Annotated in this window: 25 protein-coding genes, 6 tRNA genes and 1 riboswitch; of the genes, 12 read left to right on the forward strand and 19 right to left on the reverse strand. The window is 29.0% G+C overall.

What is annotated here, in order from left to right; genetic code table 11:
- Nucleotides 1–87 precede the first annotated feature (87 nt).
- The 4 genes from I6E31_06960 to I6E31_06975 all read right to left on the reverse strand — a co-directional run bounded on the left by I6E31_06960 (nt 88) and on the right by I6E31_06975 (nt 2,822).
- Nucleotides 88–705 (reverse strand): MarC family protein, encoded by a 618-nt coding sequence (locus I6E31_06960; protein ID MCF2639715.1) that lies wholly within the window; start codon nt 703–705, stop codon nt 88–90.
- Nucleotides 706–849, reverse strand: coding sequence for a hypothetical protein (locus I6E31_06965; protein MCF2639716.1), 144 nt, complete (start codon nt 847–849; stop codon nt 706–708).
- Nucleotides 850–863: 14 nt separating this feature from the next.
- The gene (locus I6E31_06970; protein MCF2639717.1) at nt 864–1,076 is read right to left on the reverse strand and encodes a hypothetical protein; all 213 of its coding nucleotides are present in this window, start codon (nt 1,074–1,076) and stop codon (nt 864–866) included.
- Between the two features lie 294 nt (nt 1,077–1,370).
- A riboswitch (cobalamin riboswitch) is annotated at nt 1,371–1,554 on the reverse strand.
- 89 nt (nt 1,555–1,643) lie between these two features.
- The gene (locus I6E31_06975; protein MCF2639718.1) at nt 1,644–2,822 is read right to left on the reverse strand and encodes a pyridoxal phosphate-dependent aminotransferase; all 1,179 of its coding nucleotides are present in this window, start codon (nt 2,820–2,822) and stop codon (nt 1,644–1,646) included.
- Between the two features lie 151 nt (nt 2,823–2,973).
- On the opposite strand from I6E31_06975, the gene I6E31_06980 reads away from it, so the two are divergent.
- The 3 genes from I6E31_06980 to I6E31_06990 all read left to right on the forward strand — a co-directional run bounded on the left by I6E31_06980 (nt 2,974) and on the right by I6E31_06990 (nt 4,787).
- The gene (locus I6E31_06980; GenBank protein ID MCF2639719.1) at nt 2,974–3,681 is read left to right on the forward strand and encodes an NAD-dependent protein deacylase; all 708 of its coding nucleotides are present in this window, start codon (nt 2,974–2,976) and stop codon (nt 3,679–3,681) included.
- A gap of 77 nt (nt 3,682–3,758) precedes the next feature.
- Nucleotides 3,759–4,172 (forward strand): META domain-containing protein, encoded by a 414-nt coding sequence (locus I6E31_06985; protein ID MCF2639720.1) that lies wholly within the window; start codon nt 3,759–3,761, stop codon nt 4,170–4,172.
- A gap of 15 nt (nt 4,173–4,187) precedes the next feature.
- Entirely contained in the window at nt 4,188–4,787 is a 600-nt protein-coding gene (locus I6E31_06990) for an HD domain-containing protein (protein MCF2639721.1), read from the forward strand.
- Nucleotides 4,788–5,237: 450 nt separating this feature from the next.
- Here I6E31_06990 and I6E31_06995 read toward each other — a convergent pair whose 3' ends face one another.
- On the reverse strand, nt 5,238–6,113 hold the full coding sequence (locus tag I6E31_06995; protein ID MCF2639722.1) for a LysR family transcriptional regulator: 876 nt from the start codon (nt 6,111–6,113) through the stop codon (nt 5,238–5,240).
- A 138-nt stretch (nt 6,114–6,251) separates the two neighbouring features.
- Between I6E31_06995 and I6E31_07000 the strand changes: the two genes are divergently transcribed.
- Together I6E31_07000 and I6E31_07005 are read left to right on the forward strand one after the other, a co-directional pair.
- Nucleotides 6,252–7,364, forward strand: a complete 1,113-nt coding sequence (locus tag I6E31_07000; protein MCF2639723.1) for an acyl-CoA dehydrogenase family protein — start codon at nt 6,252–6,254, stop codon at nt 7,362–7,364.
- 16 nt (nt 7,365–7,380) lie between these two features.
- Nucleotides 7,381–8,334 carry a TDT family transporter gene (locus I6E31_07005; protein ID MCF2639724.1) on the forward strand — a complete coding sequence of 318 codons (954 nt, stop codon included), beginning with the start codon at nt 7,381–7,383 and terminating at the stop codon, nt 8,332–8,334.
- A 43-nt stretch (nt 8,335–8,377) separates the two neighbouring features.
- On the opposite strand, the gene I6E31_07010 is transcribed toward I6E31_07005, so the two are convergent.
- Both I6E31_07010 and fabG read right to left on the reverse strand, forming a co-directional pair.
- On the reverse strand, nt 8,378–8,710 hold the full coding sequence (locus I6E31_07010; GenBank protein ID MCF2639725.1) for a hypothetical protein: 333 nt from the start codon (nt 8,708–8,710) through the stop codon (nt 8,378–8,380).
- Between the two features lie 108 nt (nt 8,711–8,818).
- On the reverse strand, nt 8,819–9,541 hold the full coding sequence (fabG, locus tag I6E31_07015; protein ID MCF2639726.1) for a 3-oxoacyl-[acyl-carrier-protein] reductase: 723 nt from the start codon (nt 9,539–9,541) through the stop codon (nt 8,819–8,821).
- Between the two features lie 263 nt (nt 9,542–9,804).
- Here fabG and I6E31_07020 point away from each other — a divergent pair, with 263 nt between their 5' ends.
- Complete coding sequence (locus I6E31_07020; protein ID MCF2639727.1) at nt 9,805–10,455, forward strand: toxin-antitoxin system YwqK family antitoxin; 651 nt, start codon at nt 9,805–9,807, stop codon at nt 10,453–10,455.
- A gap of 77 nt (nt 10,456–10,532) precedes the next feature.
- Here I6E31_07020 and I6E31_07025 read toward each other — a convergent pair whose 3' ends face one another.
- A complete protein-coding gene (locus tag I6E31_07025; GenBank protein MCF2639728.1) occupies nt 10,533–12,710 on the reverse strand; it encodes a TonB-dependent receptor in 2,178 nt (725 codons plus the stop codon).
- 168 nt (nt 12,711–12,878) lie between these two features.
- Between I6E31_07025 and I6E31_07030 the strand changes: the two genes are divergently transcribed.
- Nucleotides 12,879–13,238, forward strand: a complete 360-nt coding sequence (locus I6E31_07030; protein ID MCF2639729.1) for a YbaN family protein — start codon at nt 12,879–12,881, stop codon at nt 13,236–13,238.
- A gap of 84 nt (nt 13,239–13,322) precedes the next feature.
- Complete coding sequence (locus tag I6E31_07035) at nt 13,323–14,558, forward strand: coproporphyrinogen III oxidase family protein (GenBank protein ID MCF2639730.1); 1,236 nt, start codon at nt 13,323–13,325, stop codon at nt 14,556–14,558.
- A 78-nt stretch (nt 14,559–14,636) separates the two neighbouring features.
- On the opposite strand, the gene I6E31_07040 is transcribed toward I6E31_07035, so the two are convergent.
- Both I6E31_07040 and I6E31_07045 read right to left on the reverse strand, forming a co-directional pair.
- Complete coding sequence (locus I6E31_07040; GenBank protein MCF2639731.1) at nt 14,637–15,092, reverse strand: GNAT family N-acetyltransferase; 456 nt, start codon at nt 15,090–15,092, stop codon at nt 14,637–14,639.
- A 15-nt stretch (nt 15,093–15,107) separates the two neighbouring features.
- Nucleotides 15,108–16,124: an alpha-hydroxy-acid oxidizing protein gene (locus tag I6E31_07045; protein MCF2639732.1), complete on the reverse strand. Its 1,017-nt coding sequence runs from the start codon at nt 16,122–16,124 to the stop codon at nt 15,108–15,110.
- A gap of 207 nt (nt 16,125–16,331) precedes the next feature.
- Between I6E31_07045 and I6E31_07050 the strand changes: the two genes are divergently transcribed.
- Nucleotides 16,332–16,595 (forward strand): HPr family phosphocarrier protein, encoded by a 264-nt coding sequence (locus I6E31_07050; protein MCF2639733.1) that lies wholly within the window; start codon nt 16,332–16,334, stop codon nt 16,593–16,595.
- A 91-nt stretch (nt 16,596–16,686) separates the two neighbouring features.
- A complete protein-coding gene (ptsP, locus tag I6E31_07055; protein ID MCF2639734.1) occupies nt 16,687–18,414 on the forward strand; it encodes a phosphoenolpyruvate--protein phosphotransferase in 1,728 nt (575 codons plus the stop codon).
- 42 nt (nt 18,415–18,456) lie between these two features.
- On the opposite strand, the gene I6E31_07060 is transcribed toward ptsP, so the two are convergent.
- From I6E31_07060 to I6E31_07080, 5 genes are all read right to left on the reverse strand, one after another.
- Nucleotides 18,457–18,948, reverse strand: coding sequence for a hypothetical protein (locus I6E31_07060; protein ID MCF2639735.1), 492 nt, complete (start codon nt 18,946–18,948; stop codon nt 18,457–18,459).
- Between the two features lie 1,036 nt (nt 18,949–19,984).
- Nucleotides 19,985–20,061 (reverse strand) — tRNA-Met (locus tag I6E31_07065).
- 3 nt (nt 20,062–20,064) lie between these two features.
- Nucleotides 20,065–20,141, reverse strand: a tRNA-Ala gene (locus I6E31_07070).
- Between the two features lie 10 nt (nt 20,142–20,151).
- Nucleotides 20,152–20,227, reverse strand: a tRNA-Gly gene (locus tag I6E31_07075).
- A gap of 58 nt (nt 20,228–20,285) precedes the next feature.
- On the reverse strand, nt 20,286–21,980 hold the full coding sequence (locus I6E31_07080) for an FAD-dependent oxidoreductase (GenBank protein ID MCF2639736.1): 1,695 nt from the start codon (nt 21,978–21,980) through the stop codon (nt 20,286–20,288).
- 163 nt (nt 21,981–22,143) lie between these two features.
- Here I6E31_07080 and bcp point away from each other — a divergent pair, with 163 nt between their 5' ends.
- Nucleotides 22,144–22,596: a thioredoxin-dependent thiol peroxidase gene (gene bcp / locus I6E31_07085; GenBank protein ID MCF2639737.1), complete on the forward strand. Its 453-nt coding sequence runs from the start codon at nt 22,144–22,146 to the stop codon at nt 22,594–22,596.
- Nucleotides 22,597–23,042: 446 nt separating this feature from the next.
- Here the strand turns inward: bcp and I6E31_07090 are convergent.
- From I6E31_07090 to I6E31_07105, 4 genes are all read right to left on the reverse strand, one after another.
- Nucleotides 23,043–23,119 (reverse strand) — tRNA-Met (locus I6E31_07090).
- 3 nt (nt 23,120–23,122) lie between these two features.
- Nucleotides 23,123–23,199 (reverse strand) — tRNA-Ala (locus tag I6E31_07095).
- Between the two features lie 10 nt (nt 23,200–23,209).
- Nucleotides 23,210–23,285: transfer RNA gene (locus I6E31_07100), tRNA-Gly, on the reverse strand.
- 53 nt (nt 23,286–23,338) lie between these two features.
- Nucleotides 23,339–24,502, reverse strand: a complete 1,164-nt coding sequence (locus I6E31_07105) for an aminotransferase class V-fold PLP-dependent enzyme (GenBank protein ID MCF2639738.1) — start codon at nt 24,500–24,502, stop codon at nt 23,339–23,341.
- Nucleotides 24,503–24,652: 150 nt separating this feature from the next.
- Between I6E31_07105 and I6E31_07110 the strand changes: the two genes are divergently transcribed.
- Complete coding sequence (locus I6E31_07110) at nt 24,653–25,996, forward strand: CoA-disulfide reductase (protein MCF2639739.1); 1,344 nt, start codon at nt 24,653–24,655, stop codon at nt 25,994–25,996.
- Nucleotides 25,997–26,012: the final 16 nt, after the last annotated feature.

A 26,012-nucleotide genomic window follows, 5' to 3' on the forward strand; every position in this document is an offset into this window, starting at 1 on the left:
AAAAGACCCAAGCCCATTTTTTTTGAACTTGAGTCTCAAATTTTAATTTATAGCTGAGTAGTTACAAACAAGGAAGCAATCGCTTCCTTATTTTAATATATCTAACATTTTAAACAGCCCATCAAAAAATATTCTAAACCCAATAGACATTATAAAAATCTGCATAACTTTCGATAAAATATATAACACTAACTTTCCAAATATTCTCTCCAAATAATTCCCTATCATAAAAACTAAAAATATTATGATAAAAGCTACAAATATAGATAAACTATTTGACATAAGCCCATATTCTGAACGTCCTATCAAAGCTGTTGTCAAACTTCCAGGACCAACCATCATAGGAAACGCCATTGGAATTACTGCTTGTTTTATCTGTTCCTCTGGCGGAAGTTTATTTACTTGTTGTCCTTTTCTTGCAGAAGAAAAAATCAAATTTTTAATAGCCATCAAAATTAAAATTAATCCCCCTGCCATTCTCAACTCGTTCATATTAATCTTATAGAAATTTGTCATTAAAAATTCTCCAATAAGACTAAAAATCAAAGTAATGAAGAAACCTGTTACAGCAACAGCCTTAAAAAGTTTTTTTCTTATATCCTTTTCCATACCATCAGTCATTCCAATAAATAATGGCACATTTCCAAAAGGATTTAAAACAGCAATAAGCATCAAAGCATTTACAAAAATTACATGTATATCCATCTATCTATTTTTCTCTAGCTCCTCTATTATATCCAAATTAGTTTTCTCTATTTTTGGTTTTTTAATATTCTCTTTTTCTTCTTTTCTTTCAACTTTTTTATTTATCTTTTCTAAAATATCAAGACTTGTAATCTCTTTCTCCATTTGTTTTACCTCTTTTATTTAATAATATTAAGTTTTAAAAGTTTTTCTTCATTAGCTTCAATAAATTCATCAGTTACTACATATAAAACTGTTTTTTGTACTCCTGGTAACCCTTTTCCTAGATGTACAAACTCAACTTTTCTCTCTACATTTTTAAAGTGTTCCCCTTGTTCAATAGCTCTTGCTAATCCTTCAATATCAAATCCTTCTTGGTAATTTTTTTTCATATCTTTATTCCTCCCTTACATTTTCTAAACTACTATATTAAAGTTAAAAATTCCCACTTAACTTTTTAGGGAGCCATCATAAACCTTTTGATTCTTCAGTAACCATAGTTTTTTTGAACTTATAACTACTTCAAATCTCCTTAAACTAAACATTTAAAATCCCTCCAATTAAGATAATTTTATACAATAAAAAATCCCAAAACTTACGGCAAAGTAAATTTTGGGATAAAATATTTTATTTCAAAAAATTAATTTTTAAAATACTTATCTAAAATTCACACTCGTCCTCGCAAGTTGATATTTTACATCAAAGGCAGGTCTCCTGACTTAGAATCACTTTACTCACACACCTTCCCAAATCTCTTCAGTGGCATTGTGCTTTCATCATCATTACAGTGGCGGGACCGTGCAGGACTCTAACCTGCTTCCCTTTTAATTCAGTGTTTTTAGTACTGAAACCATTTGACATTTTTATTCATTTCATCAATAAAATTATATAATTTTATTATAATAAAGTCAACTATTCTAGCTGTTTTTAACTTTCAAATAATCAATATTTAATATTCATTATTTAACTGCTTTTTTAATTCTATCTAATGCTTCTTTTAAAACTGATCTTGGACAAGCAAAGTTCAATCTTATGTAGTTTTCTCCTATCTTTCCAAACCAATTTCCATAATCTATTGCTACTTTTGCTCTCTCTTCAAATATATCTTCCAATGTATCTCCATCTTTTAAGAACTCTGAAAAATCTAACCAAGCTAAGTAAGTTCCCTCTGGTTTAACATATTTTATCTCTGGAATATTCTCTTTTAGGTACTCTTCAATATATTTTCTATTTCCATCTAGATATTCAATTAACTCATCTAGCCACTCTCCACATTTTGTATAAGCTGCTGTAACTGCTGCTATTCCAAAGATATTTGGAGCTTCTAATCTAATTTTCATCATAGTCTCTTTATATTTTGCTCTCAATTCAGGATTAGCTATAAAGATAAAAGATGTGTGTAACCCTGCTAAGTTAAATGTTTTGCTTGGAGCAGAACATACAATACAAATATTTTTTAGTTCCTCTCTCAAAGTTAAGAAAGAGCAATGAGTATACTCTTTAAAGATCAAATCAGAGTGAATCTCATCTGCAATAATTAAAACATTATGTCTTAAACAGATCTCTCCCATTTTCTCTAACTCTTCTCTTTTCCAAACTCTTCCTACTGGGTTGTGAGGGTTACAAAGAATAAACATTTTTATTTTATTTTCAACTATCTTTCTTTCAAAATCTTCATAGTCAACTGTATAATATCCATTATCATCTATCAATTGAGTTTCAACTATTTTTCTTCCATTATTTTCTGTTGAAACTCTAAATGGATTGTATACTGGAGTTTGAATTAAAATTGAATCTTCCTCTTTAGTGAAAGTTTGTATCATATAGTTTAAAGCTGGAACTACTCCATTGGCAAAAATTATCCAATCTTTCTCTATTCTACAATTTTTTCTCTTAGCATTCCAATCTATAATTGAGTTATAATACTCATCTTCTGGCACACTATAACCTAAAATTCCATGTTCTATTATATTGTTCATACTTCTTAAAATTGGTGGAGCTACTCTAAAATCCATATCAGCTACCCAAAGTGGTAATAGATCTTTTTTTCCATTATAAGTATCTTTATATAATTCTGGATTCCATTTTCTTGAATTAGTTTTGCTTCTATCTATAATTTCATCAAAGTTATATTTCATTTTTACCCCCAACAACTATTTTTTCTTAATTATAACTTATTTTTTTAGAGATAACAAATTATTTTATATCTTTTTTCCTCTTCTCCTTCTATTTAAAATAAAAAATTTATAGTATAATATTATTGACTAATTTAAGAGAGGTGATATTTTTATGGAGAAAATAGAAAAATTAGCTGAAATAATCAACTCAAGTAATTATATAGTTGCCTTTACTGGTGCAGGTGCTTCTACTGATTCTGGACTAAAAGATTTTAGAAGTAAAGATGGACTATATAGCAGAACTTTTATGGGATATGAACCTGAAGAGATATTAAGCCATGACTTTTTCTTTGCTCATGGAGATATTTTTGATAGATATCTTGATGAAAAACTTAATATAAATGGAATTCAACCTAATGCTGGACATAAGGCTCTTGCTAAATTAGAAGAGATGGGAAAAGTAAAATCAGTAATTACTCAAAATATTGATGATCTTCACCAAATGGCAGGAAGTAAAAATGTTTTTGAACTTCATGGAACTCTAAAAAAATGGTATTGTCTAAAATGTGGAAAAAAAGATGTAAAAAGATTTAAGTGTAGTTGTGGTGGCACTGTTCGTCCTCAAGTTACCCTCTATGGTGAGATGTTAAATGAGGATGTAACAAGAGAAGCTATAAATGAGATAGCAAATGCAGATACTCTTATTATTATAGGTACAAGCTTAACTGTATATCCTGCTGCTTACTACATAACATATTTTAAAGGTAAAAACCTTGTTATTATTAACAATGATGCAACTCAATATGATAGCAAAGCTTCTTTAGTTATCAATGATAATTTTGCTTCTACTATGAAAAAAGTTTTACCATTAATAAAATAACTTATCTAGCTATTTTATTCTATACATAAAAAAGGTTTTATTATATAATTTTAATATTAATAATTGAGGTGATTTTTATGAAAAAAATTTTTATATTTTTAACAGCTGTTGTTTTTTTAGCTGGTTGTACTTCAACTCCTAAAAGATCAAATATACCAACTCCAGTAGCTTCTATACAAGCTGTTTCTGAGGGAGAATATGTTTTAACTAATATCTTTCCAGAAGCGAATTTAACTCTTGGATTTGATAATGAGGGAAGAATTTTTGGTTTCTCTGGTATCAATAGATATTTTGGAAAGGCTGATATAAATAATGGAGCTATTGTAGTTGAGCCTTTAGCTACTACGAAAATGGCTGGTCCACAAGATAGAATGATTATAGAAGACCAATATCTTACTATTTTAAAAAGTGCAAAAACTATTGAGATAAAAAATGACTCTCTTATCCTTACTAATGAAAGAGGAGAAACTTTAATTTTCAATAAAAAATAATACTAGGAGATTAAAATGGAAAGATTAAAACAACAAACACAATTTTTAATTGAGATAGATAAGGTAAAAGGAATTTTAAGACAATCTATCGTTTTAGGAGATCTAAATAGAAGAGAAAATGATGCTGAACACAGTTGGCATATGGCTCTTTGTGCAATGACTCTTAAAGAGTATTTTACACTTGGAGAAGTTGATATGGAAAAAGTTTTCAAACTTATTCTTATTCATGATATAGTTGAGATCTATGCTGGAGATGTACCTGCTTTCTCTAACTATGATAAAGAAGCTAAATGGAATGCTGAACTTGAAAGTGCAGAGAAAATTTTTGGAATGCTTCCTGAAGAACAAGGAAAAGATTTTATGAAACTTTGGCTTGAGTTTGAAAATATGGAGACTAGAGAAGCAAGATTTGCCAATACTTTTGATAGATTCCAAGGATTTATACAAAACTTAACATCTGATGGACACACTTGGAAAAAATTTAGTGCTACAAAAGAGATGGTTTTAAAAAGACTTGCTCCTGTTATTGAGTACACTCCACAAGTTTTTAATGAGTTTGTTATGCCTGAAATTCAAAAATATATTGATAGAGGGATAATAAAACTTTCTAAATAATTTTTCAAAAAGAGTTTTTGCAAGTAACCTTGCTTAAACTCTTTTTTTACTAAATAAACTATCAAATTATCTTGTTGATCATTTAAGAAAAATATATTCTCCCTAACATCAAGTTGACGTAATTCGGAAGTGAATATTAGAAGCCCTCAGCGAAATGCAGTTAAGAAAATGCAACGTGTTTGAGCGGAGCTTGCGGAGCGAGTTTTGCATTTTCAACGAAATAAGCCATAGGGATTCTTTATTCACTGACATGGAGTCAAATTGATATTAAAAAAAGAAATTTAGATGACTTAACTTGACTAATAATCGCTAATGCAAAGGTACTTTGTCAAAACTTAGTGATGTACTAGATAACTGAACTTAAAAAGAAAATTAAGGATCACAGAAACTCCGTTTCTGTGTCTCAAAAGTAGTAGTCGTTTGCACTCCTCTACTTTTGGAAATTATAATTCACTTTAAAATCTCAAACCACTTTTTATATTCATCTCTATGGATACTATTCTTCATAAAAATAAAATTAAACTCTCTTTTTGCTTTAAAACTTTTCAACCCTATTTTTACTAGTTCCTTATTTTCTAGCTCTTTTTTCACTGCTCTTTCATAGATAAAAGTTATCCCTCTATCCTCTTTAACTAACTCTTTTATAGCTTTTATATTAGCTAATTCATATTTTTTATCAAAGTTTTTAAGAGAGAGATTATTATCATAAAGTATCTTCTCAAAAATATCTCTACTTCCAGATCCCTCTTCTCTTATAATTATTCTTTCATTTAAAAGATCTTCAAAACCAATATTCTTTTTAGCCAGATTATTTTTAGGAGAGCATACCCCTATAAAACTCTCTTTAGAATATATTATTGACTCATACTCTGTTTTCTCAAAAAATCCCTCTACCAAAGCAAATTCAATATTTCCATTTTGTAACTCTTTTAAAAGCTCTTTAGTATCCTTTATTATCACCTTTACATTTATATTAGGATAAAGCTTTCCCAGTTTTAAAAGCATATCTGGGATTATATATTCTCCAATAGTCAAAGTAGCTCCAAAATGAAGATTTTTCTCTGCTGAATCTATCTCTAAAACATCCTCTTTTATTTTAATTTCATCTGAATTCATAGTTAAAAAATACTTAAATAGATAGTTTCCTTGCTCTGTTAAAGTTAAAACTCTATTGGAATAATTAAATAGTTTACAGTTATAAAATTCTTCAAGATACTTTATATGCTGAGTTACTGCTGGTTGAGTGATAAAAAGATTCTCTGCTGTCTTTGTGTAGTTCAATGTTTTACACAGTTCTAAAAATGTATATACTCTAAAATCAAGCATTTTTCCCCCTTTTAATTATAAGAAAAATTTATAATTATATAATAATATATAATTTTATTTTATATCTATTTTGTGATAAAATCAACCTGTAAAGTAAAAAAAGCAAGTAATATATAAAAATTTTAAGGAGGAACAAAAATGAACTTTAAATTTAATGATGAACAAGTAAAATTTATTCAAATGGTAAAAGAGGTTTCTAAAAAATATGTTGCACCAATAGCAATGGAAACTGATAGAGATGCTGCTTTCCCTAAAGAAGCTATTGAAAATCTTGCTAAAAACAATTTAATGGGAATCCCATTTGATAAAAAATTTGGTGGTGCTGGACTTGATAACCTTTCATACATTGCAGCAGTAGAGGAGATTTCTAAAGATTGTGCATCTACTGGAGTTATTCTTTCTGCTCACACTTCTCTTTGTACAGCTCCAATATTTGAATATGGAAATGATGCTCAAAGAGAAAAATATCTTATCCCTTTAGCTAAAGGAGAGAAATTAGGAGCATTTGGTTGGACAGAGAGTGAAGCTGGAGTAAAAGTTACTGCTGATAAACAAGGTGACAACTATGTTATCAATGGTAAAAAAGTATTTATAACAAACTCTCATGAGGCATCTATCTTCTTAGTATTTGCTAAAGCTGAAAAAGGAGTTTCTGCATTTATTGTTGAAAAGGGAACTAAAGGATTTACAGTTGGAGAAGCTGAAGAAAAAATGGGAGTCAGAGGATCTTCAACTTCTGAATTAATATTTGAAAACTGTGTTATTCCACAAGAAAACCTACTTGGAGAAGAGGGAGAAGGTTTAAAAATAGCTATGGCTACTTTAAATGGTGGAAGAATTGGAGTTGCTGCTCAAGCTGTTGGAATTGCTCAAGGAGCTTTAGACTTTGCTATTGAATATACAAAAAATAGAGTTCAAGGTGGAAAAAAATTAACTGAATTCCAAAATACTCAATTTGTAATTGCTGGATTACAAACTAAAATTGATGCTGCAAGACTTATGACATATAGAGCAGCAAATATGAAAGATTTAAAAGAAGATTATGGATATATGGCATCTATGGCTAAACTTTTTGCTTCTGAAGTTGCTATGGAAGTTACAACTAAAGCTGTTCAACTATTGGGAGGAAATGGATACTCTAAAAAATTCCCTGTTGAAAGAATGATGAGAGATGCTAAGGTAACTGAAATATATGAGGGAACTTCAGAAATTCAAAAGATTGTTATTTCTAATTGGTTAAAATTAAATTAATAAAAAGGAGTTTCAAATGAAAGAGGCAATAAATAAACTTCGTGAAATGCCTGTGGCACTAACTGGACTTGCTTTAGGTATAGCTGGTGTGTCAGGAGCTTTAAGTAACTTTTTAGGGCAATTCCCTGTAATTATAGGAGATTTAATCTCATTATTCTTAGTTACTGTTATATTTATAAAGAATATTTTTCATTTTAATGTTTTAAAAGAGGAATTGAGCCATCCAACTCTTGGAAGCTTTATTCCTACTCTAGATATGACAGTTATGATTCTTGGTGGTTTTATAAGCAGCTATTCTCTTATTATTGGAAGAGCAATTTGGTTTTTAGCTATATTGGCTCATGTTATATTCTGTTCAATATTCTTCTACCATAGAATTAAAGATTTTCAAATGCATCACATTGTTCCTAGTTGGTTTGTTCCTCCTGTGGGAATTGTAGTTGCTTGTGTAGCTGGAGCAAATATGGGAGTTTCATCATTTACTCACTTAATATTTTATATAGGATTTGCTTTATACTTAATAATGTTACCATTTATGTTATATAGAGTAATGTTTGTTCAACCTATTGATGAAAGTAGACTTCCAACATTTGCTATAATGGCAGCACCACCTAGTTTATGCCTTGCTGGATATTTAACAGTATTTAATACTCCTTCAGAGATTATTATCGGTATACTTCTACCATTAGCAGTATTTATGACACTACTTGTTTATTTATCATTCTTTAGAATATTAAAGATCAGTTTTAATCCTTCATATGCTTCATTAACATTCCCTCTAGCAATAGGATCTACTGCTCTTCTAAAATATTCTAACCATCTATATAACATTGGTAACTCTTATGCAGAATTTTGGAGATATGCTGGTATAATATCTTCAACACTAGCATTTGTTATAATCTCAACAATTTTTATTAAAATGTTGATTTATATAAAAAAATATATAATATATAAAGAAAATAGCTTATAATCCTCAAAAAAAGGAATGAAATTAAAATTCATTCCTTTTTTTCTTACCACCAATGGTGATGTCTTCCTATTCTATATCCACCATAACCAATTCCACCTATAATTACAGTATTAAGAAGGTTATCTCTATATCTTTCCCTCTTCTCCTTTTCAATAGCTAATTTTTTATCAAATTCAAACTTTTCCCTTGCTAATTGTAGTTTTATCTCCTCTTTTGATGGAGTATTTGCTTTTATTTCCTTTTCTCTATTAGCTATAACAAGATTTTTATATTGATTATAATTTTCTATCTTCTTTTGAGCAGAAGTTTTCTCTTTGCCCTTTGCAAAAATTGAGATACTTAGTATTATAAATAAAACAAATATTTTCTTTTTCATCTCTATCACCTCGTTTAATTAAGTATACCATATAAAAAATTTCTCCTCAATAAAAAAACTGCACCAATATCTTAAAACAAGATATCAGCACAGTTAAATTTAATATTACTAGATTACTAATCCTCCACCAACTTCAAGAACTTGTCCTGTGATGTAAGATGCTTCATCACTAGCTAAGAATAGTATTGCATTTGCTACATCTTCAGCAGTTCCAAATCTTTTTAGAGGTGTTCTTTCCATCATTCCAGCAACTACACTTTCAGAAAGTACAGCTGTCATTGGACTTTCAATAAATCCAGGTGCTACACAGTTAGCTCTGATAGCTCCTCTTCTAGCAAGTTCTTTTGACCAAGTTTTAGTCATAGAAATTACTCCACCTTTTGTTGCTGAGTAGTTTGTTTGAGCAAGGTTTCCATAGATTCCTACTACTGATGAAAGAGTTACTATTGATCCTTTTTTATTTTTTGACATAACTGGAGCAACAGCTTGAGTCATGTTAAATACTCCTTTTAGGTTTACATCTATAACTGCATCCCATTGTTCTTCAGTCATTCTTTGTAATAGAGCATCTTTTGTAATTCCAGCATTGTTAATAAGAATATCTATTCTTCCATACTCTGCTACTATTTTAGCTATAAATTCTTTTATAGCTGGTCTATCTGTTACATTTAAAATTTCATGTCTTACATTTGGTTGAGTGTATTCAGCTTCACCCATATCACAAGAGATTACCATTTCTGCTCCTTCAGCAGCAAATTTTTCAACAACGGCTCTTCCTATTCCTCTTGCACTTCCTGTAACTAATGCTATTTTTCCTTTTAATCTATCCACTATATTTTCCTCCTTAATTTCCTTTTTCCATCATATTAAAAAATTCAAATATTTTTTAATACTTACATAAAGTATAATTTTTTTTTCATAAAAAGTCAATAAGAACATTAGTTATAATACACTTCTATACCTATTTATTTATACTTTTCCCTATAAAACATCAGATTATCTTCTTTTATAAATTACACTAAATATATTTGTTGTATAGATGTTGGATTTATTGTAAAATATATTTGATGTTTTATTAACGTGGAGGTTTGTACATGAAAATTCTTATATTACTTTTCTCTATTTTTATCATGGGATGTAGTAATGGCACTATAAAAAAGACATATTATAATAATGGAAAAATAGAATCTAAAATTCAATATAAAGATGGAAAAAAATCTGGTAAAATAGTAAACTATTTCCAAAATGGTAAACTAGCTGTTAAAGGTACATTTACTGATGATAAAAGAGATAAAAAATGGACTTTTTACAATGAGAAAACAGGAAAAATTGATAGTATTGAGAACTATGTATTAGGAGTTTTACAGGGAGAGCAATTTTATTATCATGAAAATGGTAAGTTAAAAGTAAAAGGATATTATGAAAATGGAATTAGAAGTGGTTTCTGGGAAAAATATGATGATAAAGGTAACCTAGAAGTACAAAATATCTTTATTGATGGAGAAAATCTTATAGGTGTAGCCGTCTATCAAAAAAATTCTGTGCTTCTATGCAGGGGTAGTGTAGTTGATCAACTTCGCCAAGGTAAATGGGAGTATTTCGATAGTAAAGGTAGATTGCTTTATACTGTAAACTATGAGAATGGGATTAGAAATGGAGAATGGGAAGCTTTTGAAAGAGATGGCTCCCTTTTAATGAGTGGAAAATATAGAGATGGAAAAATTATAGGAATTGATTTTGAATGAGAAACAGTCTGTTATAAATTGATAATTTATAACAGACTGTTCTTCTATATAAAGCTATCTAAAATTGTAATAGTTCTTTAAAACTTATATTCAAATCCTACATAGAAAGATCTTTCAGAAGCAGGATCATATACTTGAATACCATTTTCTAAAGCTTCTTGATCAAAGTTTTGTCTGTTAAGAAGATTATTTATTCCCCCATAAATTTTTAATCCATTATCCATAGAATAATTTGCTGTTAAATCAAGAGTGATATAACTTCTTGCTTTATATTTATTTGCTCTGTCAAGATAATAACCATCTTTGTAGTTAAATGTTAAGATAGAATTTAGTTTATCTGTCCATCTCACTCCAGCCCCTATATTAGCATTTAATTTTGAAGTATAAGGAACTTGATTTCCCTCAATAGAACTATCTTGATCATTTTCTGTAATTTCTGCATCAACATATGAAATTCCTTCAAAGAAGAAAATTTTTCCAGAATCTTGACTTAAATTAAGTTCAATTCCTTTTCTTTGTGTTTCATCAAGATTATAGTAAGCCCACTCATTTCCATGAGAAATTTCATCATAATAAATTTCTCCCTTTGTTCTTCCAATAAAAGCATTTAACTGAATTGCAGAACCCAAAATATAATCTTTCATACCAATTTCAAAAGTTTGATTTGTTTCAGCATCCAGATCATTTATAGTGTATCCTGTTCCTGTAGATTTATTTTGAAATTCAGTAGGAGCAGGAGTTCTAAAGCTTTGTTCAGCTCTTACATAAATATTTCCTGTATCAGAATAAATATAGTTTACTGCAGCTTCATAGCTATCATTTATCATTGATTTCTTAACTTTACTTTGTTTTAATCCACCATCAATATAACCATTAACAATAGAAGTTCCAAAGTTTACATTACTAGGCATAACTTTATGATAATAATGAGTATTTTTTGTTGTATCAAAACTTGTCCACTCTCTTCTTAACCCCTGCATAAATTCAAATTGACCAACTGTTGTTTTATTAAAAACATATGCTCCATGACTCTCTTTTTCACTATCAAGATTATATACTTTATACATATCTAAGAAATTATCAAAATCTCTTTGAGATTTTTGAAGTTTATAATCGTATCCTAAAATTAAATAACTGTTATTTCCATAATTGTATTTTAAAGATGGATTAATTTTAAATTTTTTCTCTGTAAAAGTTCCAATATAATCAGCATAATATGTTGCATATCCATCTAAACTATCAGAATATATTGCTGTCATTTCTCTTTGATTAATATCATTTGTTGTCTTCTGCCAACTTGTTGTAAGATTAAAGTCTAAATTATTTGTAATTGTTCTTTTATAACTTGCAGATATATCATCTCTTTTTATTTTACTTTTTGATAAAATATCATAAGAGTTATCTAATTTGCCACTAATTTTCATATCTCTTCCAGCAAGATTAATTGTTCCATTTTCAGGAAGCTGATTTCCTGTTTTATCTACACCAGATTGATTATTGTCTGCTTTCCATTCATCTCTTGTTAATAGATCAGCTGTTTTAGCTTCTTTTTCATAATGTGCATATCTTATTGACAAATTTGACTTATCATCTATCTTTATTACTCCTGTTGCATCAATATTATAATTTTTATTTGCTTCATCATCTCTATTTGTTTTGCTATTTTCAGCTTGATAATTTACAAGAAATGAAAGTCTATCATTTACTTTTGTAGCAGTTCCTGCTTTAAATATTTTTTCACTATTACTTCCATATCTTGCACCAATATATGATTCATTTTTATCAATTGAATCCTTTGTTACAATATTGATAACTCCTCCATTAGCTCCATCTCCAAAAAGTACTCCATTTCCCCCTGGAAGAATCTCTATTTTTTCAATATTTGAAACAGGTATGCTATTTAAAGGTAATACTCCATGATTAATATCAATGGGATTTAAACTCATTCCATCTACCATAACTTGAACAGTTCCCTTTGAATTAAGCCCACTTCCTCTCATTTCAATAGATTGTCCTATTGCATCATTTTTAATTGTAATAAGAGGTGAATTTTCTAAAATTTCATACACATCCTTATAGTTTTTTTCTTCTATCTCATTTTGAGTTATAACTTGAACATTTTTAGGGGTATTCTGTAAATTTTCCTCAAATCCATTGATAGATTCTACATATGTTTTACCAAGAGTTACTTCTGCTATATTTTCTGCATAAGTAGCTGCACTTATAATAAAAGCTAATAATAAAGTTCTTTTCATAATTTTTTTCCTTTCTCCTATATAAATTCTTTTATTTTAAAAACATAATTTTTATATCATAATTTAATTTTGTTTGTCAAATTATTTTTTTATAAAATTTTTTGTTATTGACATAGATCGTTAGTTATAGTATTATTATTTTTGTAAAATAGTAGAGGAGAGATTATAGTGAAAAAAAATTTTTTTATATTATCTGGAATAATATTTTTAATATTGGGAACTATAGGAATAGTGATCCCACTTCTTCCAACAACACCATTTTATTTATTAAGTGCTTATTTTTTTGGAAAATCTTCAAAGAAATATTATAAGTTCTTAATGAACAATAGAGTATTTGGAAAATATATAAAAGATTATTATGAAAAAAAAGGAATAACTCTAAAGAATAAAGTGAATAGTATCATCTTTTTATCTTTAGGAATTAGTTGTTCTATATATAAAACACAAAATATTCATATGAAAATATTTTTATGTCTTGTTTTTATTTGTGTATGTTTTCATATTTTGAAACAGCCAACTTTAAAATAATTTAAAGTTTAAAAATCTATTTTAATAACAGTTATTAAAAAATATACAAAATATTTTAATAAAAAATTATAAGGAGAACTAAAAATGTTTAATATCAGATATAAATCACACCATGATGTAAAAAATATTATTGAAAAAAAGATGAAAAGGAAAGTAGTTACCCCTTTTACTTTTAATAGAGTTTTAAAGGAAAAACCTATCTATTCAGATAGTGGAATATATGTTCACACACCTTATTGTGATAAAATTTGTTCTTTTTGTAATATGAATAGAAAGCAGATAGACAATAATCTTAATGATTATACAGAGTATCTTTGTAAAGAGTTTGAAAAATATGGGAAAAAAGAGTATATAAAAGAAAAAAATATATCTGTTATTTTTTTTGGTGGTGGAACTCCAACAATATATAAAGTGGATCAGCTTGAAAAAATTCTTTCTTCTCTAAGAAAAAATTTTAATATTGCTGATGATTGTGAATTTACCTTTGAAACAACTCTTCACAATCTTACTTGGGAAAAACTTGAAATTATGGAAAAATATGGAGTAAATAGAATAAGTATAGGTATTCAAACTTTTTCTGATAGAGGAAGAAAAATTTTAAATAGAACATATACAAAAGATCTTATTATAGAGAAATTAAAAGAAATAAAAAATAGATTTAAGGGACTTATTTGTATAGATATTATCTATAACTATCCTGGACAAACAGATGAAGAAATTATTGAAGATGCAAAAATTGCTTGTGAAATTGGAGTGGATAGCATAAGTTTTTATTCTCTAATGATTCAAGATGGATCTCAAATTTCAAAGGATAGAGCAGAAAATAAAGTTATTTTTAAATATAATTTAGAAAGAGATAGGGAGCTTCATCATAAATTTTTGGAAATCACTCTTGAAAATGGATATTCAATACTTGAGCATACAAAAATTACTAAAGGAACTGATAAGTATAGATATATAAAAAATGTAAACTCTTTTTCTGATTTAATTCCAATAGGGATAGGAGCTGGAGGAAGAATTAAAGATTATGAACTTTTTCATCTAAATAAGATCATTACTTTTTATGCTTTTGACAATGAATTAAAATTAAATGTAAAAAAACTTTCAGGTATTCTTCAATATAAAAAAGTTGAGTTAGAAAAAATAAAAGAATATTCAGGAAAATCTTATGAAAATATTTTTAAGCTTATAAAAGAGTATGAAACACAAGGGCTAGTTACAATTAATAATAATCTAATGGAATATACAATAGATGGAGTTTTCTGGGGAAATAGTATTACTGCTTCCCTTGTAACACAAATAATAGATGATAATAAATAGGTTAGACATAAAAAATTGCACCCTTTATCTTAGTTGCCTAAGATTTTGGGTGCATTATATTTTATTTAGAACTATTTTTTAAAGAAAATACTCCATCTCATTGTCTTTTTCTATAAAACCAAGAGACCTATATATATTTTTTCCTGCTTCACTAGAGTTTAGCCACAATCTTCTTATAGAGTTATTTTTTGAAAATTCCATAATCTCCTTTACAAGCTTCGTTGCTAACCCTTTTTTTCTGCTATTTAAGCTAGTGTAAACATTCAATATATACCCCTCTACTCCAACTGGATTTTCATAATAGGGGATTCTACAAAAAGTGCACATTGAAGCTACTGCAACTATTTTTTCTTCAATCTCTATAAACCAACAATAGAGATCTTTCTTTATATGCTGAAGATAATACTGTTTAGTTTCCCAAATCAATTCCTCTATATTATCTTTCTCTTTTATCTCTCCAAGTTCTCTAAAAAGTTCCATTCTTAACTTTATAAAATCTTCTACGTTTTTTTCAGAACCTAAAACTACTTTCATAAAGTATTCCTTTCCTTATTTAACTATTATTTTTTTCTCTACATTATTAACATCAGCTGTTCCTGTTAGGATCATAGCTTGATTTAATTGATTTCTAAGAGTATCAAAGATAGTTTTTACTCCCTCTTCTCTTCCACCAATAGATCCCCAAATAAGAGGTCTTCCTACTAATACTCCCTTTGCTCCCAAAGCTAAGTATTTAAGAATGTCTACTCCCTCTCTTACTGAACCATCAACTAATACATTAACTTTATCTCCAACTGCTTCTACAATCTCTTCTAATACATCACAAGGAGCTAAAGTTTCAGCAAGAACTCTTCCACCATGATTAGAAACTACTATTGCATTAACTCCAGCTTCTGCACAAAGTTTTGCTTCATCTACACTTAAAATACCTTTTACTATAAATGGAAGCTTAGTAGAATTAACAAGCTCTTTTAAATCCTCAAAAGATTTAGGTCCAACTGGTTGTCCAAAAAGCTTCATTGTTACAAGTCCAGCACCATCTACATCTACTCCTACTGCTATTGCTCCAGCTTCCTCTGCCATTCTTATTCTCTTAATAATCTCTTCATTGCTTCTTGGCTTAATTATAGCAATTCCCATTCCATTATTCTCTTTAAGAGCTTTTAAACCAGCTTCATAACAAGTAGGATCTCCTGTATCTCCTATCATTCCTATTGTCCCTGCATCTATTGCTCCCTTTATAACATCATGGCAGTATTCTTCCTCAGTAACTCCACCACCCATATTAAATTTAGTTCCTGTAATAGGAGCACCTAAACATGGAAATGATAACTCTTTTCCAAAAAGTTCAATGTTCATTTTAGGCTCAGTTACATTATGAAGTGTTCTCATAACTACCTTAATATTTTTTAGTTTTAAATATGATATTTTAAATGATTCTCCTGTCCCAGTTCCACCCATACCAGGCACTTTTCCGGAACAAAAGATTCCATCACAAATTTTACACACATTACAAAAACCTTTCATTTTTTCTTTTGCATTAGCTTTTATCTCTTTTATATCCATCTTAAAACCCCCTTGTAATTCTTAATTTTCTGACTTTCTTTTATATTACTACTATTTGCTAGTTATTGTCAATTGCTAGTAAAATTAAAAAATATTTTGATTTTTATTAAGAAAAAGATATTGACAAAAGCTCTAAAATAAAGTACGCTATTGATAACATAAGCATAATTTAATATAATTATTTTAGATAAGAGGGTGGAAAGAAACATGGCAAGTAAAACTGTTGAAATCAAAAATGAAACTGGACTTCACACAAGACCAGGAAATGAATTTGTTAGTCTAGCAAAAACTTTTAATTCTCAAATTGAAGTGGAAAACGAAGCTGGAAAAAGAGTTAAAGGAACTTCTCTTTTAAAACTACTTTCTCTAGGAGTAAAAAAAGGTACTAAAATAACTGTATACGCTGAAGGAGACGACGCTGATACAGCTGTAGAACAATTAGCTCACCTTCTTGAAAATTTAAAAGACTAGATTTAATTTTAATAGGGGGTACTATACAGTACCCTCTATTTTTTAGTCAAATGCAGTTATAAAAAAATAAGAAAGGGAAATGGTAAGTGAAATGAGTAAAAAAGTTAAGGGTATTGAAGCATCACCAGGAATTGCTATTGGAAAGATATTTTTATATCAAGAGCAAGATCTTGTGATAAAAACTGAAAAAGTTGGAAACACAGATAATGAAAAAGAAAGACTACTTGCAGGTAGAGAAAAATCTAAAGAGCAACTTTTAAGAATTAGAGAAAAAACTGCTGAAAAATTAGGTGAAGACAAGGCTGCTATATTTGATGGACACATTACTCTTCTTGAAGATGAAGATCTTTTTGATGAAGTAATTGAAATTATTGAAGATGAAAATATTTGTGCTGAAGCAGCTCTTCAAAGAGGAATTGATGAATATTGTGAAATGCTAGCTAATCTTGAAGATGAATATTTAAGAGAGAGAGCTGCAGACCTTAAAGATATTGGAAAAAGATGGCTTTATAATACTGCTGGAGTTGATATAATTGATTTAAGCTCACTTCCTGCAAATACAGTTATTGCAGCAAAGGATTTAACTCCTTCTGATACTGCTCAAATTGATTTAAATAATGTTGTTGCATTTATTACTGAAGTTGGTGGAAAAACTGCTCACTCTTCTATTATGGCTAGATCTCTAGAACTTCCTGCTGTGGTAGGAACTGGAAATATCTGCTCTCTTGTAAAAAGTGGAGATACAGTTGTAGTTGATGCTTTAAAAGGAGATATTATAATTAATCCTACAGAGGAAGAGATAGGAAAATATGAAGAAAAAAGAAATAATTTCTTTGCTGAAAAAGAACTTTTAAAACAATTAAAAGATAAAGAAGCTATATCATTAGATGGAACTAAAGTTGGTACTTGGGCAAATATTGGATCTCCAAAAGATGTAGATGGAGTTTTAAGAAATGGTGCTACTGGTATTGGACTATATAGAACAGAATTCTTATTTATGAATAACGACAGATTCCCTACTGAAGATGAGCAATTTGAAGCTTATAAAACAGTTGCTGAAAGAATGAAAGGAAAACCTGTTACAATAAGAACTATGGATATTGGTGGAGATAAATCTCTTCCATATATGCAACTTCCAAAAGAGGAAAACCCTTTCCTAGGTTGGAGAGCTATCAGAGTTTGTCTTGATAGAACAGAAATATTAAAAACACAATTCAGAGCTCTATTAAGAGCATCTGCTTTTGGATATATAAAAATCATGTTACCTATGATTATGGATATAACAGAGATTAGAAGAGCTAGAGCTATTCTTGAAGAGTGTAAAGCTGAGTTACAAACTGAAGGGGCTAAATTTGATGAAAATATAGCTCTTGGAATAATGGTTGAAACTCCAGCAGTAGCTTTTAGAGCAAGAAGCTTTGCTGAAGAGGTAGACTTCTTCTCAATAGGAACAAATGACTTAACTCAATATACATTAGCTGTTGATAGAGGAAATGAACATATTTCTAAACTATATAACACTTATAATCCTGGAGTTTTAGAAGCAATTAGACTTGCAATTAAAGGAGCACATGAAGCTGGAATAACAATTTCAATGTGTGGAGAGTTTGCAGGAGATGAAAATGCAACTGCTGTTCTATTTGGAATGGGATTAGATGCCTTCTCAATGTCAGCTATTTCAGTTCCAAAAATAAAGAAAAATCTAATGTCATTAGATAAAAAGAAATGTGAAGAGTTAGTTGATACAATTATGAAACTTAGCACATCTGAAGAGATTTTAGAAGTGGTTAAAAAATTTAATAAAGAAAATATGAGATAATATTTAATGCACACATTATTTTAAAATAGTGTGTGCATTTTTTTAAAAATATAGTTCTTCCTCTTTTTTCTTTAACATCGTTTTTAAATCATTATTATAATTCTCTACCTCTTTTTTTAAAACTAAACTTACCTCATTTATTTTTATCAAAATATTTTTTAAATCATTTTTTAGTTTTATCTTCTTTTCATTTTTCTTCAAAACAAAAAGAATCTCTTCCTCTTTTTTTAATATAGGAAGTTTAATTACTTGTAGTGAATTTGGGTAGACATTTAATAGTTCTTCACATCCAGAGAAAGGAAGAGAAAAAATCAGATCAGTTCCATCTATTATTTTATCAAGCTCACTATATTTAAATTTTAAGCTTTCTATCTTATTTTGATTATAAACTTTTTCAGTAATTTTTAAAAACTCTGAAAAACTTATTTTTCTTTTTTTTAATTCATCTTCTAAATCTCTTTCAGCATATCCCCTCATTCTTGTTAAATATTTACTGCAAAGAACCCCATTAAAAATAATAAACTTATCTTCCATATGATCACCATACCTTTTTTATATTCTTTTAGTTTTTTTCATATGAAAAAACTTCTAAAAACTATTTTTTTAGTTCTATTACTACTTATTATAGTTTATGAAATATCTTTGCATTTTCCTTTTTATTTTAACAAACTAAAAAGGGCTGTCTGATATTTGATTACCAAACAGCCCTCTAATTTATTTCCTCAATACTCAACAAATGCCTCCTATCTATATTATTTTTATCTTCCCTATCTCTTTCGATTTTTAAAGAAATCATCTACACATCTTTTAAAAGAACTTTTATTTTCCCAATGTTAAAGATCTCTTATACCCCAATATCTATACTATAAATTTACTCTTTCTATTAATTTTATCATCTTTATAAGCAATTTAAATATTTTGATATATTTAAATCTACTTCATAATTTATGATAATAAATTAACTTTATACTTTCTTTGAAGAGTCTTAACCATTATTTTTTAATTATTTCTCTATAATTAGCAATATTCTCTAACATTTTTCAAATATTCAAGATTAAATAATTTTACTATAACGTCATACTCTTTTTAAAACTATAACTTTAATTTTTTAGAAATTTTTATATAATTTGAATTTTATAAAATATCTTCCACTTTAAATTTTCTTTACTCTTTCCTTTTCCTTATAAAGATTTAAACCAAAAGCCTATTTCTATAAAATATCTCAATAATTATATTTTATACTTTTTGATAAGGAACAATTTTTTCAAATATTTAATTTTTCATATCTCAAAATACTTGGGTTATATTTTGGATATATTAAATATCTGTTTTTTAATTTTTCTACTAATGTTTCACTGGTATCTCCTCCTTCAGATACAATTTATTGTCTAGACTGTTGTATCTCTTTCTTGATATATAATTACCCCATAAACTTTCATTTGTCAATAGCAAAATTTAAAATATTTTTTATTTTTTTAAAATTTAAAAATTATTTTTCTTATAATACTCTCTAATCCTTGATTACAAAAAATAAAAAACACTTCCTATTTCTAAGAAGTGTTACTATCAATGGTGCCTAGAAAAGGATTCGAACCTTCGACCGTACGGGTATGAACCGTATGCTCTAGCCAACTGAGCTATCTAGGCTTTTGGTGGAGATAAGCGGGATCGAACCGCTGACCTACGCAGTGCAAGTGCGTCGCTCTCCCAAACTGAGCTATATCCCCATTACTTGTCTGGAGCGGGAAACGAGGTTCGAACTCGCGACATTCAGCTTGGAAGGCTGACGCTCTACCAACTGAGCTATTCCCGCAGATAAGATTTATATTATCATATTTTCTTTCTCTTGTCAATTATTTTTTTATTAAATTTTAAAAGAAATATTTTGTTAAAATAGGTTCTCTATTTTTAGTCTTATCATTAAAGTACTCATACATAGATATTCCTAAAATTCCTCCAGTTACATTAACTACATTTGTATAACCTAAGTTTTGAAGTAAAAGGCAAGCATTGTAACTTCTTTGTCCACTTCTACATTGTAGATAAACTGTTCTATCCTTTGGAATCTCATTAACTCTCTCTCTTAATTCACTTAATGGAATATTTGGCACTCCTTTTAAATGTCCCTCTGCATATTCTCCTTTTTCTCTAATATCTATAATACACTCTCCAGCCTTTAATAACTCTCTAACTTTAGAGAAATGCTCCTGTTTAAATCTTCTTTCTAAAACATTAGATGCTACATATCCACCAAAATTAACCACATCTTTTGCTGTTCCAAATGGTGGAGCATAACATAGTTCTAAATCTTTTAGATCCTCTATTGTTCCTCCAAATTTAATTACAGAAGCTATAACATCTATTCTCTTATCTACATTACCTTTTCCTATTGCTTGAGCTCCTAAAACTCTTCCAGTTGGTACTTCAAATATCAATTTAAAATACATAGGGTTTGCATTAGGCATCAATCCAACTTTATCTGAAGGTATAATCTCTATTGTTTCATAATTTAGTGACATTCCTCTAGCTTTTATAAGTGATTCTGTAAGCCCTGTTGATGCTCCATTAAAATCAAAAACTTTTATCACTGATGAACCTATGTATCCTCTATTATCTACTACCCTTCCATTGATATGGTCTGCCACTGCTCTAGCTTGTTTTTGTGCAGGTCCTGCAAGAGAAAGTTTAAAATAATCATTAAATAATGGACTATAAACCTCTATCATATCTCCAACTGCATAGATATCTCTATCATTTGTCATATAGTTATTATCTGTTTTTACAGCTCCTGTTTTTCCAAGTTCAATTCCAGCTTTAACTGCTAATTCAGTATCTGGAGCAACTCCAATAGCTAAAACTACAACTTCTGATATTATCACTTTTCCAGATTCTAAAACTACACAATTCTTTTTAAATTTTTCTACTTTATCTCCTACAATTAGTTCAACACCTTTGTCATACATCTCTTTTTGTAATCTTTGAACCATATCATAGTCAAAAATTTTTAATATTTGATCAGCAGCCTCTATTAAAGTAACTTCATATCCAGCTTCTCTCAAGTTTTCAGCTGCTTCAATTCCGATAAATCCTCCACCTATAACTGTTATCTTCTTATCTTTTCTCTCTTTTACAAAAAGATTTAATCTATTGATATCAACAACATTTCTTATTGTGAAAACATTTACACTATCAAGCCCTTCAAATTTTGGCACAATAGGTTTAGCTCCCATTGAAAGTACAAGTTTATCATAGCTCTCTCTATAAGTTTTTTTAGTAACACTATCTTTTACTACTACTTCTTTATTTTTTCTATCTATCTCTATTACTTCACTATTTACCCTTGCTTCTATGTTATATTGAGCTAAAAATTTTTGTGGTGACATTAAAACAAGTTTCTCAACCTCTGAAATCATTCCACTTAAATGATAAGGAAGTCCACAATTTGAAAAAGATACATGAGGTCCTTTCTCAAACATAATTATTCTATCCTCTTCACTATGTCTTCTCAATCTTGCAGCAGTAGATGCTCCTCCAGCTACTCCTCCAATTATTAAAACTTTTTTCATACACTTCACCTCACAAACATTTTAAAATCTTCCCACTTAATATAGATTATACTATATTTTTTTATAAATACATCTTTTATTTCTAATTTTTTTATATTCCTATGCTAATTAAGAAAATAATATGCTAAAATATCAATATAAATCTAATAGGAGGATGTTTAATATGCTAGAAGTTGAAAAAAAAGCCCCTGAATTTTCTTTACCAGATCAAAATGGAGTGATTCACAAGTTAAGTGATTACCTTGGAAAAAAAGTTATTCTATATTTTTATCCTAAAGATAACACTCCTGGTTGTACAAAACAAGCTTGTGGTTATTCTGAAAAATATTCAGAATTTTTAGAAAAAAATGTAGAGATAATAGGAATTAGTAAAGATACAGTAGCATCACATAAAAGATTTGAAGAAAAGCAAAATCTTAAAATTACTATTCTTGCTGATCCTGAATTAGAAGTAATTAAAAAATATGATGTTTGGAAAGAGAAAAAATTATATGGTAAAGTTTCTATGGGAGTAGTTCGTACTACCTATCTAATTGATGAAAATGGAATTATTATAAAGGCAAATGATAAAGTTAAAGCTGCTAATGATCCTGAAACTATGCTTAATGAAATTTAATTAAACTAAAAAATATTTTTATTATTTCATTATGAGAATAAAAATAAATACTATAAACTATAAGTTATCTAGCTAAGCTAGGTTCTTTAATATATCGTTAGTTTTACAGCAAAGTTCCTTTGCATTAGCGATTATTAATCAAGTTAAGTTATCTCTAATTCTTTTTTAACATCAAGTTGTCTCCATGTCGGTGAATAAAGAATCCCTATGGCTCATTCCGTTGAAAATGCAAAACTCGCTCCGTAAACTTCGCTCAAACACGTTGCATTTTCTTAACTGCATTTCGCTGAGGGATTCTAATATTCACCTCTAAATTACGTCAACTTGATGTTAGGGATAATCTATTTTTACTTTTTATTAAAACGATAAATTATAGTTTATTTATAATACTAAATATTTACAAAAAACAAAAAACACTTCCTATTTCTAAGAAGTGTTATTATCAATGGTGCCTAGAAAAGGATTCGAACCTTCGACCGTACGGGTATGAACCGTATGCTCTAGCCAACTGAGCTATCTAGGCTTTTGGTGGAGATAAGCGGGATCGAACCGCTGACCTACGCAGTGCAAGTGCGTCGCTCTCCCAAACTGAGCTATATCCCCATTTCTTGTCTGGAGCGGGAAACGAGGTTCGAACTCGCGACATTCAGCTTGGAAGGCTGACGCTCTACCAACTGAGCTATTCCCGCAGACAAGATTTATATTATCATATTTTCTTTCTCTTGTCAATTATTTTTTTCTATTAATTATTATTTTCTGCAACAATCTCTTTGATAGCATTTATAGCATACTCAACCTCTTCATCAGTATTGAAAAAACCAAATGAAAATCTAACCCCACCATTTTCTCCATTTCCAATAGCTTCATGAATTTTAGGTGCACAATGTAATCCCCCTCTAACTAAAATTCCATACTCCTCATCTAAATATGCTGCTAAATCTCCTGAATCTATTTCCTTTATATTTAAAGTAACTACTGGTCCTCTCTTATCACTTCCATAAACTTCAACTTCTGGAATCTTTTTCAGTTCTGTTAAAAATCTCTGTGTCAATTTATCCTCATGTTTTCTAATATTTTCAATTCCCACTTTTTGAATAAAATCTATTCCAGCTCCTAAACTTACTATTGCTAATGTATTTAGTGTTCCAGCCTCCAATCCTTCTGGCATTACTAATGGTTGCCTTTCCAATTTAGAAAAACTTCCTGTTCCTCCCTCTATTATTGGAATAAAATCTATTCCTTCTCTAATATAAATTCCTCCACTTCCTTGCAATCCATATAAAGATTTATGCCCTGTAAAACATAAAATATCTATTCCATCTCTCTCTACATCTATATCCAAATATCCTGCACTTTGAGAAGCATCAACTATTAACATAACTCCCTTTTCTCTAGTTACCTTACCTATCTTTTCTATATCAACTATTGTCCCTGTAACATTGGAAATATGATTAACAACTACTGCTATGGTATCTTCCTTTATAGACTCTATTATTTTTTCTATTGAAATCTCTCCATTTTTTTCTGGATAGATCAATTCTAACTCTATCTCTCCATTATCTCTTTTTGAAAAGAGAGGTCTTAATGAGGAATTATGCTCTAAAGCTGTTGTTATCACATGTCCTTTTTTATTAATACAACCTTTTATTGCAAAGTTTAAAGCATAAGTTGAATTTTGAGTAAAAGCTATTCTCAAAGGATCTTTTATATTAAATAGATTAGCTATCTTCTCTCTAACTTTAAAAATCTCTTTAGAAGCTTCTACAGCCATTCTATGCCCTCCTCTCCCAGGATTAGCACCAAATATTCTCATAGCTTTCTCAGAAGCTTTATACACCTCTTCTGGCTTTGGAAAAGAGGTTGCTGAATTATCAAAATATATTATCTTTTCTTCTATTTTAATCATCTCCAAAATCTATTTTATTATATTATATAATAATTTTTCTAAAAAGGAAAAAGAATATCTTTCTAGTATAATATATTAAATTGGTATATTATAGAAATATAAGAAAGGGGGACGTTTGATAAAGTCAAATATTTATCATACAAAAAGCTTATGAAGAAAATTATAATTGTAGGTGGAGTTGCTGCTGGTATGAGTGCTGCTTCTAAAGCAAAAAGATTAAATAAAGAGTTAAATATAACTGTATATGAAAAGACAGATATGATCTCTTGGGGAAGTTGTGGACTTCCATACTATGTTGGAGATTTCTATCAAGACTCTGAAAGAATGATAGCTAAACCTCTTGAACAATTTAACAAAGAAGGAATAAATGTAAAAATGAAACATGAGGTTATTGGAATAGAACCAGCAAAAAGAGAGGTTACAATAAAAGATCTAAATTCTGGTGAAATTTTCAATGATTCTTATGATGAGATAATAATTGCTACTGGTGCTTCTGCTATTAAACCTCCTATTAAAAATATAGATCTACAAAATATCTTTACTTTAAAAGAGTTTAGTGATGGTATAGAACTAAAAAAAGCTATATTAAAAGCTGAAAATAGAGAGATAGTTATTATTGGTGCTGGTTATATTGGACTTGAAGCAGTAGAAGCTGCTACTCATTTAAGAAAAAAAGTTAGAGTTATACAACTGAGTGAAAGAGTTTTACCAGAAAGCTTTGATAAAGAGATTACAGATATTATGGAGAAAGAGTTATCTTCTCATAAAGATGTTGTTCTTAATTTAAGTGAAACTGTAACTGAATTTGAGGGTAAAGATGGAAAGGTAACTTTTGTTATTACTAATAAAGGAAAATATAGTGCTGATATTGTAATTTTAGCTACTGGTGTAAGACCTAATACTAAGTTTTTAGAAAATACTGGAATAGAAACTTTAAGAAATGGAGCTATAATTATTGATAGCAGAGGAAGAAGCAATATTGATGGTATCTATGCTGCTGGGGATTGTGCTTCAGTTTACCACAAAGTAAAAAAAGAAAATGTATATATTCCACTTGCTACAAATTCAAATAAAATTGGTAGAGTTGTGGGAGAACACTTAGCTGGAGTAGATAAAGAGTTTAAAGGAACTCTTGGTTCTGCTGCTATTAAAGTTTTAACTCTTGAAGCTGGTAGAACTGGTATTTCTGAAGAGGAAGCAAAAAAGATGGGTATAAATTATAAAACAGTATTTATTGAAGATAAAAACCAAACTTCTTACTACCCTGGACAAGAGGATATATTTATAAAAATAATTTATAATATTGATACAAGAGTTTTACTTGGTGGACAGATAATAGGTAAAAAAGGAGCTGTTTTGAGAGTGGATGTTTTAGCAGCTGCTATTGATAAAGAGATGACAGTTGACGAGTTAGCATATCTAGATCTATGCTATGCACCACCATTCTCTTTAACTTGGGATCCTCTTAATGTTGTTGGAAATTTAGCTAAATAAATTTATTACTTTTCAA

This window comes from Fusobacterium varium, from assembly GCA_021531615.1.
In the GTDB taxonomy this organism is placed as follows: domain Bacteria; phylum Fusobacteriota; class Fusobacteriia; order Fusobacteriales; family Fusobacteriaceae; genus Fusobacterium_A; species Fusobacterium_A varium_C.

Coding starts and splice junctions, on each gene's coding strand:
- I6E31_07060 (MCF2639735.1), bottom strand. CDS start 18,948: ATGGAAGATAAGTTTATTATTTTTAATGGGGTTCTTTGCAGTAAATAT.
- bcp (MCF2639737.1), top strand. CDS start 22,144: ATGCTAGAAGTTGAAAAAAAAGCCCCTGAATTTTCTTTACCAGATCAA.
- I6E31_07025 (MCF2639728.1), bottom strand. CDS start 12,710: ATGAAAAGAACTTTATTATTAGCTTTTATTATAAGTGCAGCTACTTAT.
- I6E31_06980 (MCF2639719.1), top strand. CDS start 2,974: ATGGAGAAAATAGAAAAATTAGCTGAAATAATCAACTCAAGTAATTAT.
- I6E31_07105 (MCF2639738.1), bottom strand. CDS start 24,502: ATGATTAAAATAGAAGAAAAGATAATATATTTTGATAATTCAGCAACC.
- I6E31_07045 (MCF2639732.1), bottom strand. CDS start 16,124: ATGGATATAAAAGAGATAAAAGCTAATGCAAAAGAAAAAATGAAAGGT.
- I6E31_06965 (MCF2639716.1), bottom strand. CDS start 849: ATGGAGAAAGAGATTACAAGTCTTGATATTTTAGAAAAGATAAATAAA.
- I6E31_06970 (MCF2639717.1), bottom strand. CDS start 1,076: ATGAAAAAAAATTACCAAGAAGGATTTGATATTGAAGGATTAGCAAGA.
- I6E31_07035 (MCF2639730.1), top strand. CDS start 13,323: ATGTTTAATATCAGATATAAATCACACCATGATGTAAAAAATATTATT.
- I6E31_07020 (MCF2639727.1), top strand. CDS start 9,805: ATGAAAATTCTTATATTACTTTTCTCTATTTTTATCATGGGATGTAGT.
- ptsP (MCF2639734.1), top strand. CDS start 16,687: ATGAGTAAAAAAGTTAAGGGTATTGAAGCATCACCAGGAATTGCTATT.
- I6E31_07005 (MCF2639724.1), top strand. CDS start 7,381: ATGAAAGAGGCAATAAATAAACTTCGTGAAATGCCTGTGGCACTAACT.
- I6E31_06995 (MCF2639722.1), bottom strand. CDS start 6,113: ATGCTTGATTTTAGAGTATATACATTTTTAGAACTGTGTAAAACATTG.
- I6E31_07010 (MCF2639725.1), bottom strand. CDS start 8,710: ATGAAAAAGAAAATATTTGTTTTATTTATAATACTAAGTATCTCAATT.
- I6E31_06990 (MCF2639721.1), top strand. CDS start 4,188: ATGGAAAGATTAAAACAACAAACACAATTTTTAATTGAGATAGATAAG.
- I6E31_06975 (MCF2639718.1), bottom strand. CDS start 2,822: ATGAAATATAACTTTGATGAAATTATAGATAGAAGCAAAACTAATTCA.
- I6E31_06960 (MCF2639715.1), bottom strand. CDS start 705: ATGGATATACATGTAATTTTTGTAAATGCTTTGATGCTTATTGCTGTT.
- I6E31_07000 (MCF2639723.1), top strand. CDS start 6,252: ATGAACTTTAAATTTAATGATGAACAAGTAAAATTTATTCAAATGGTA.
- I6E31_07050 (MCF2639733.1), top strand. CDS start 16,332: ATGGCAAGTAAAACTGTTGAAATCAAAAATGAAACTGGACTTCACACA.
- I6E31_07080 (MCF2639736.1), bottom strand. CDS start 21,980: ATGAAAAAAGTTTTAATAATTGGAGGAGTAGCTGGAGGAGCATCTACT.
- I6E31_07110 (MCF2639739.1), top strand. CDS start 24,653: ATGAAGAAAATTATAATTGTAGGTGGAGTTGCTGCTGGTATGAGTGCT.
- I6E31_07040 (MCF2639731.1), bottom strand. CDS start 15,092: ATGAAAGTAGTTTTAGGTTCTGAAAAAAACGTAGAAGATTTTATAAAG.
- I6E31_06985 (MCF2639720.1), top strand. CDS start 3,759: ATGAAAAAAATTTTTATATTTTTAACAGCTGTTGTTTTTTTAGCTGGT.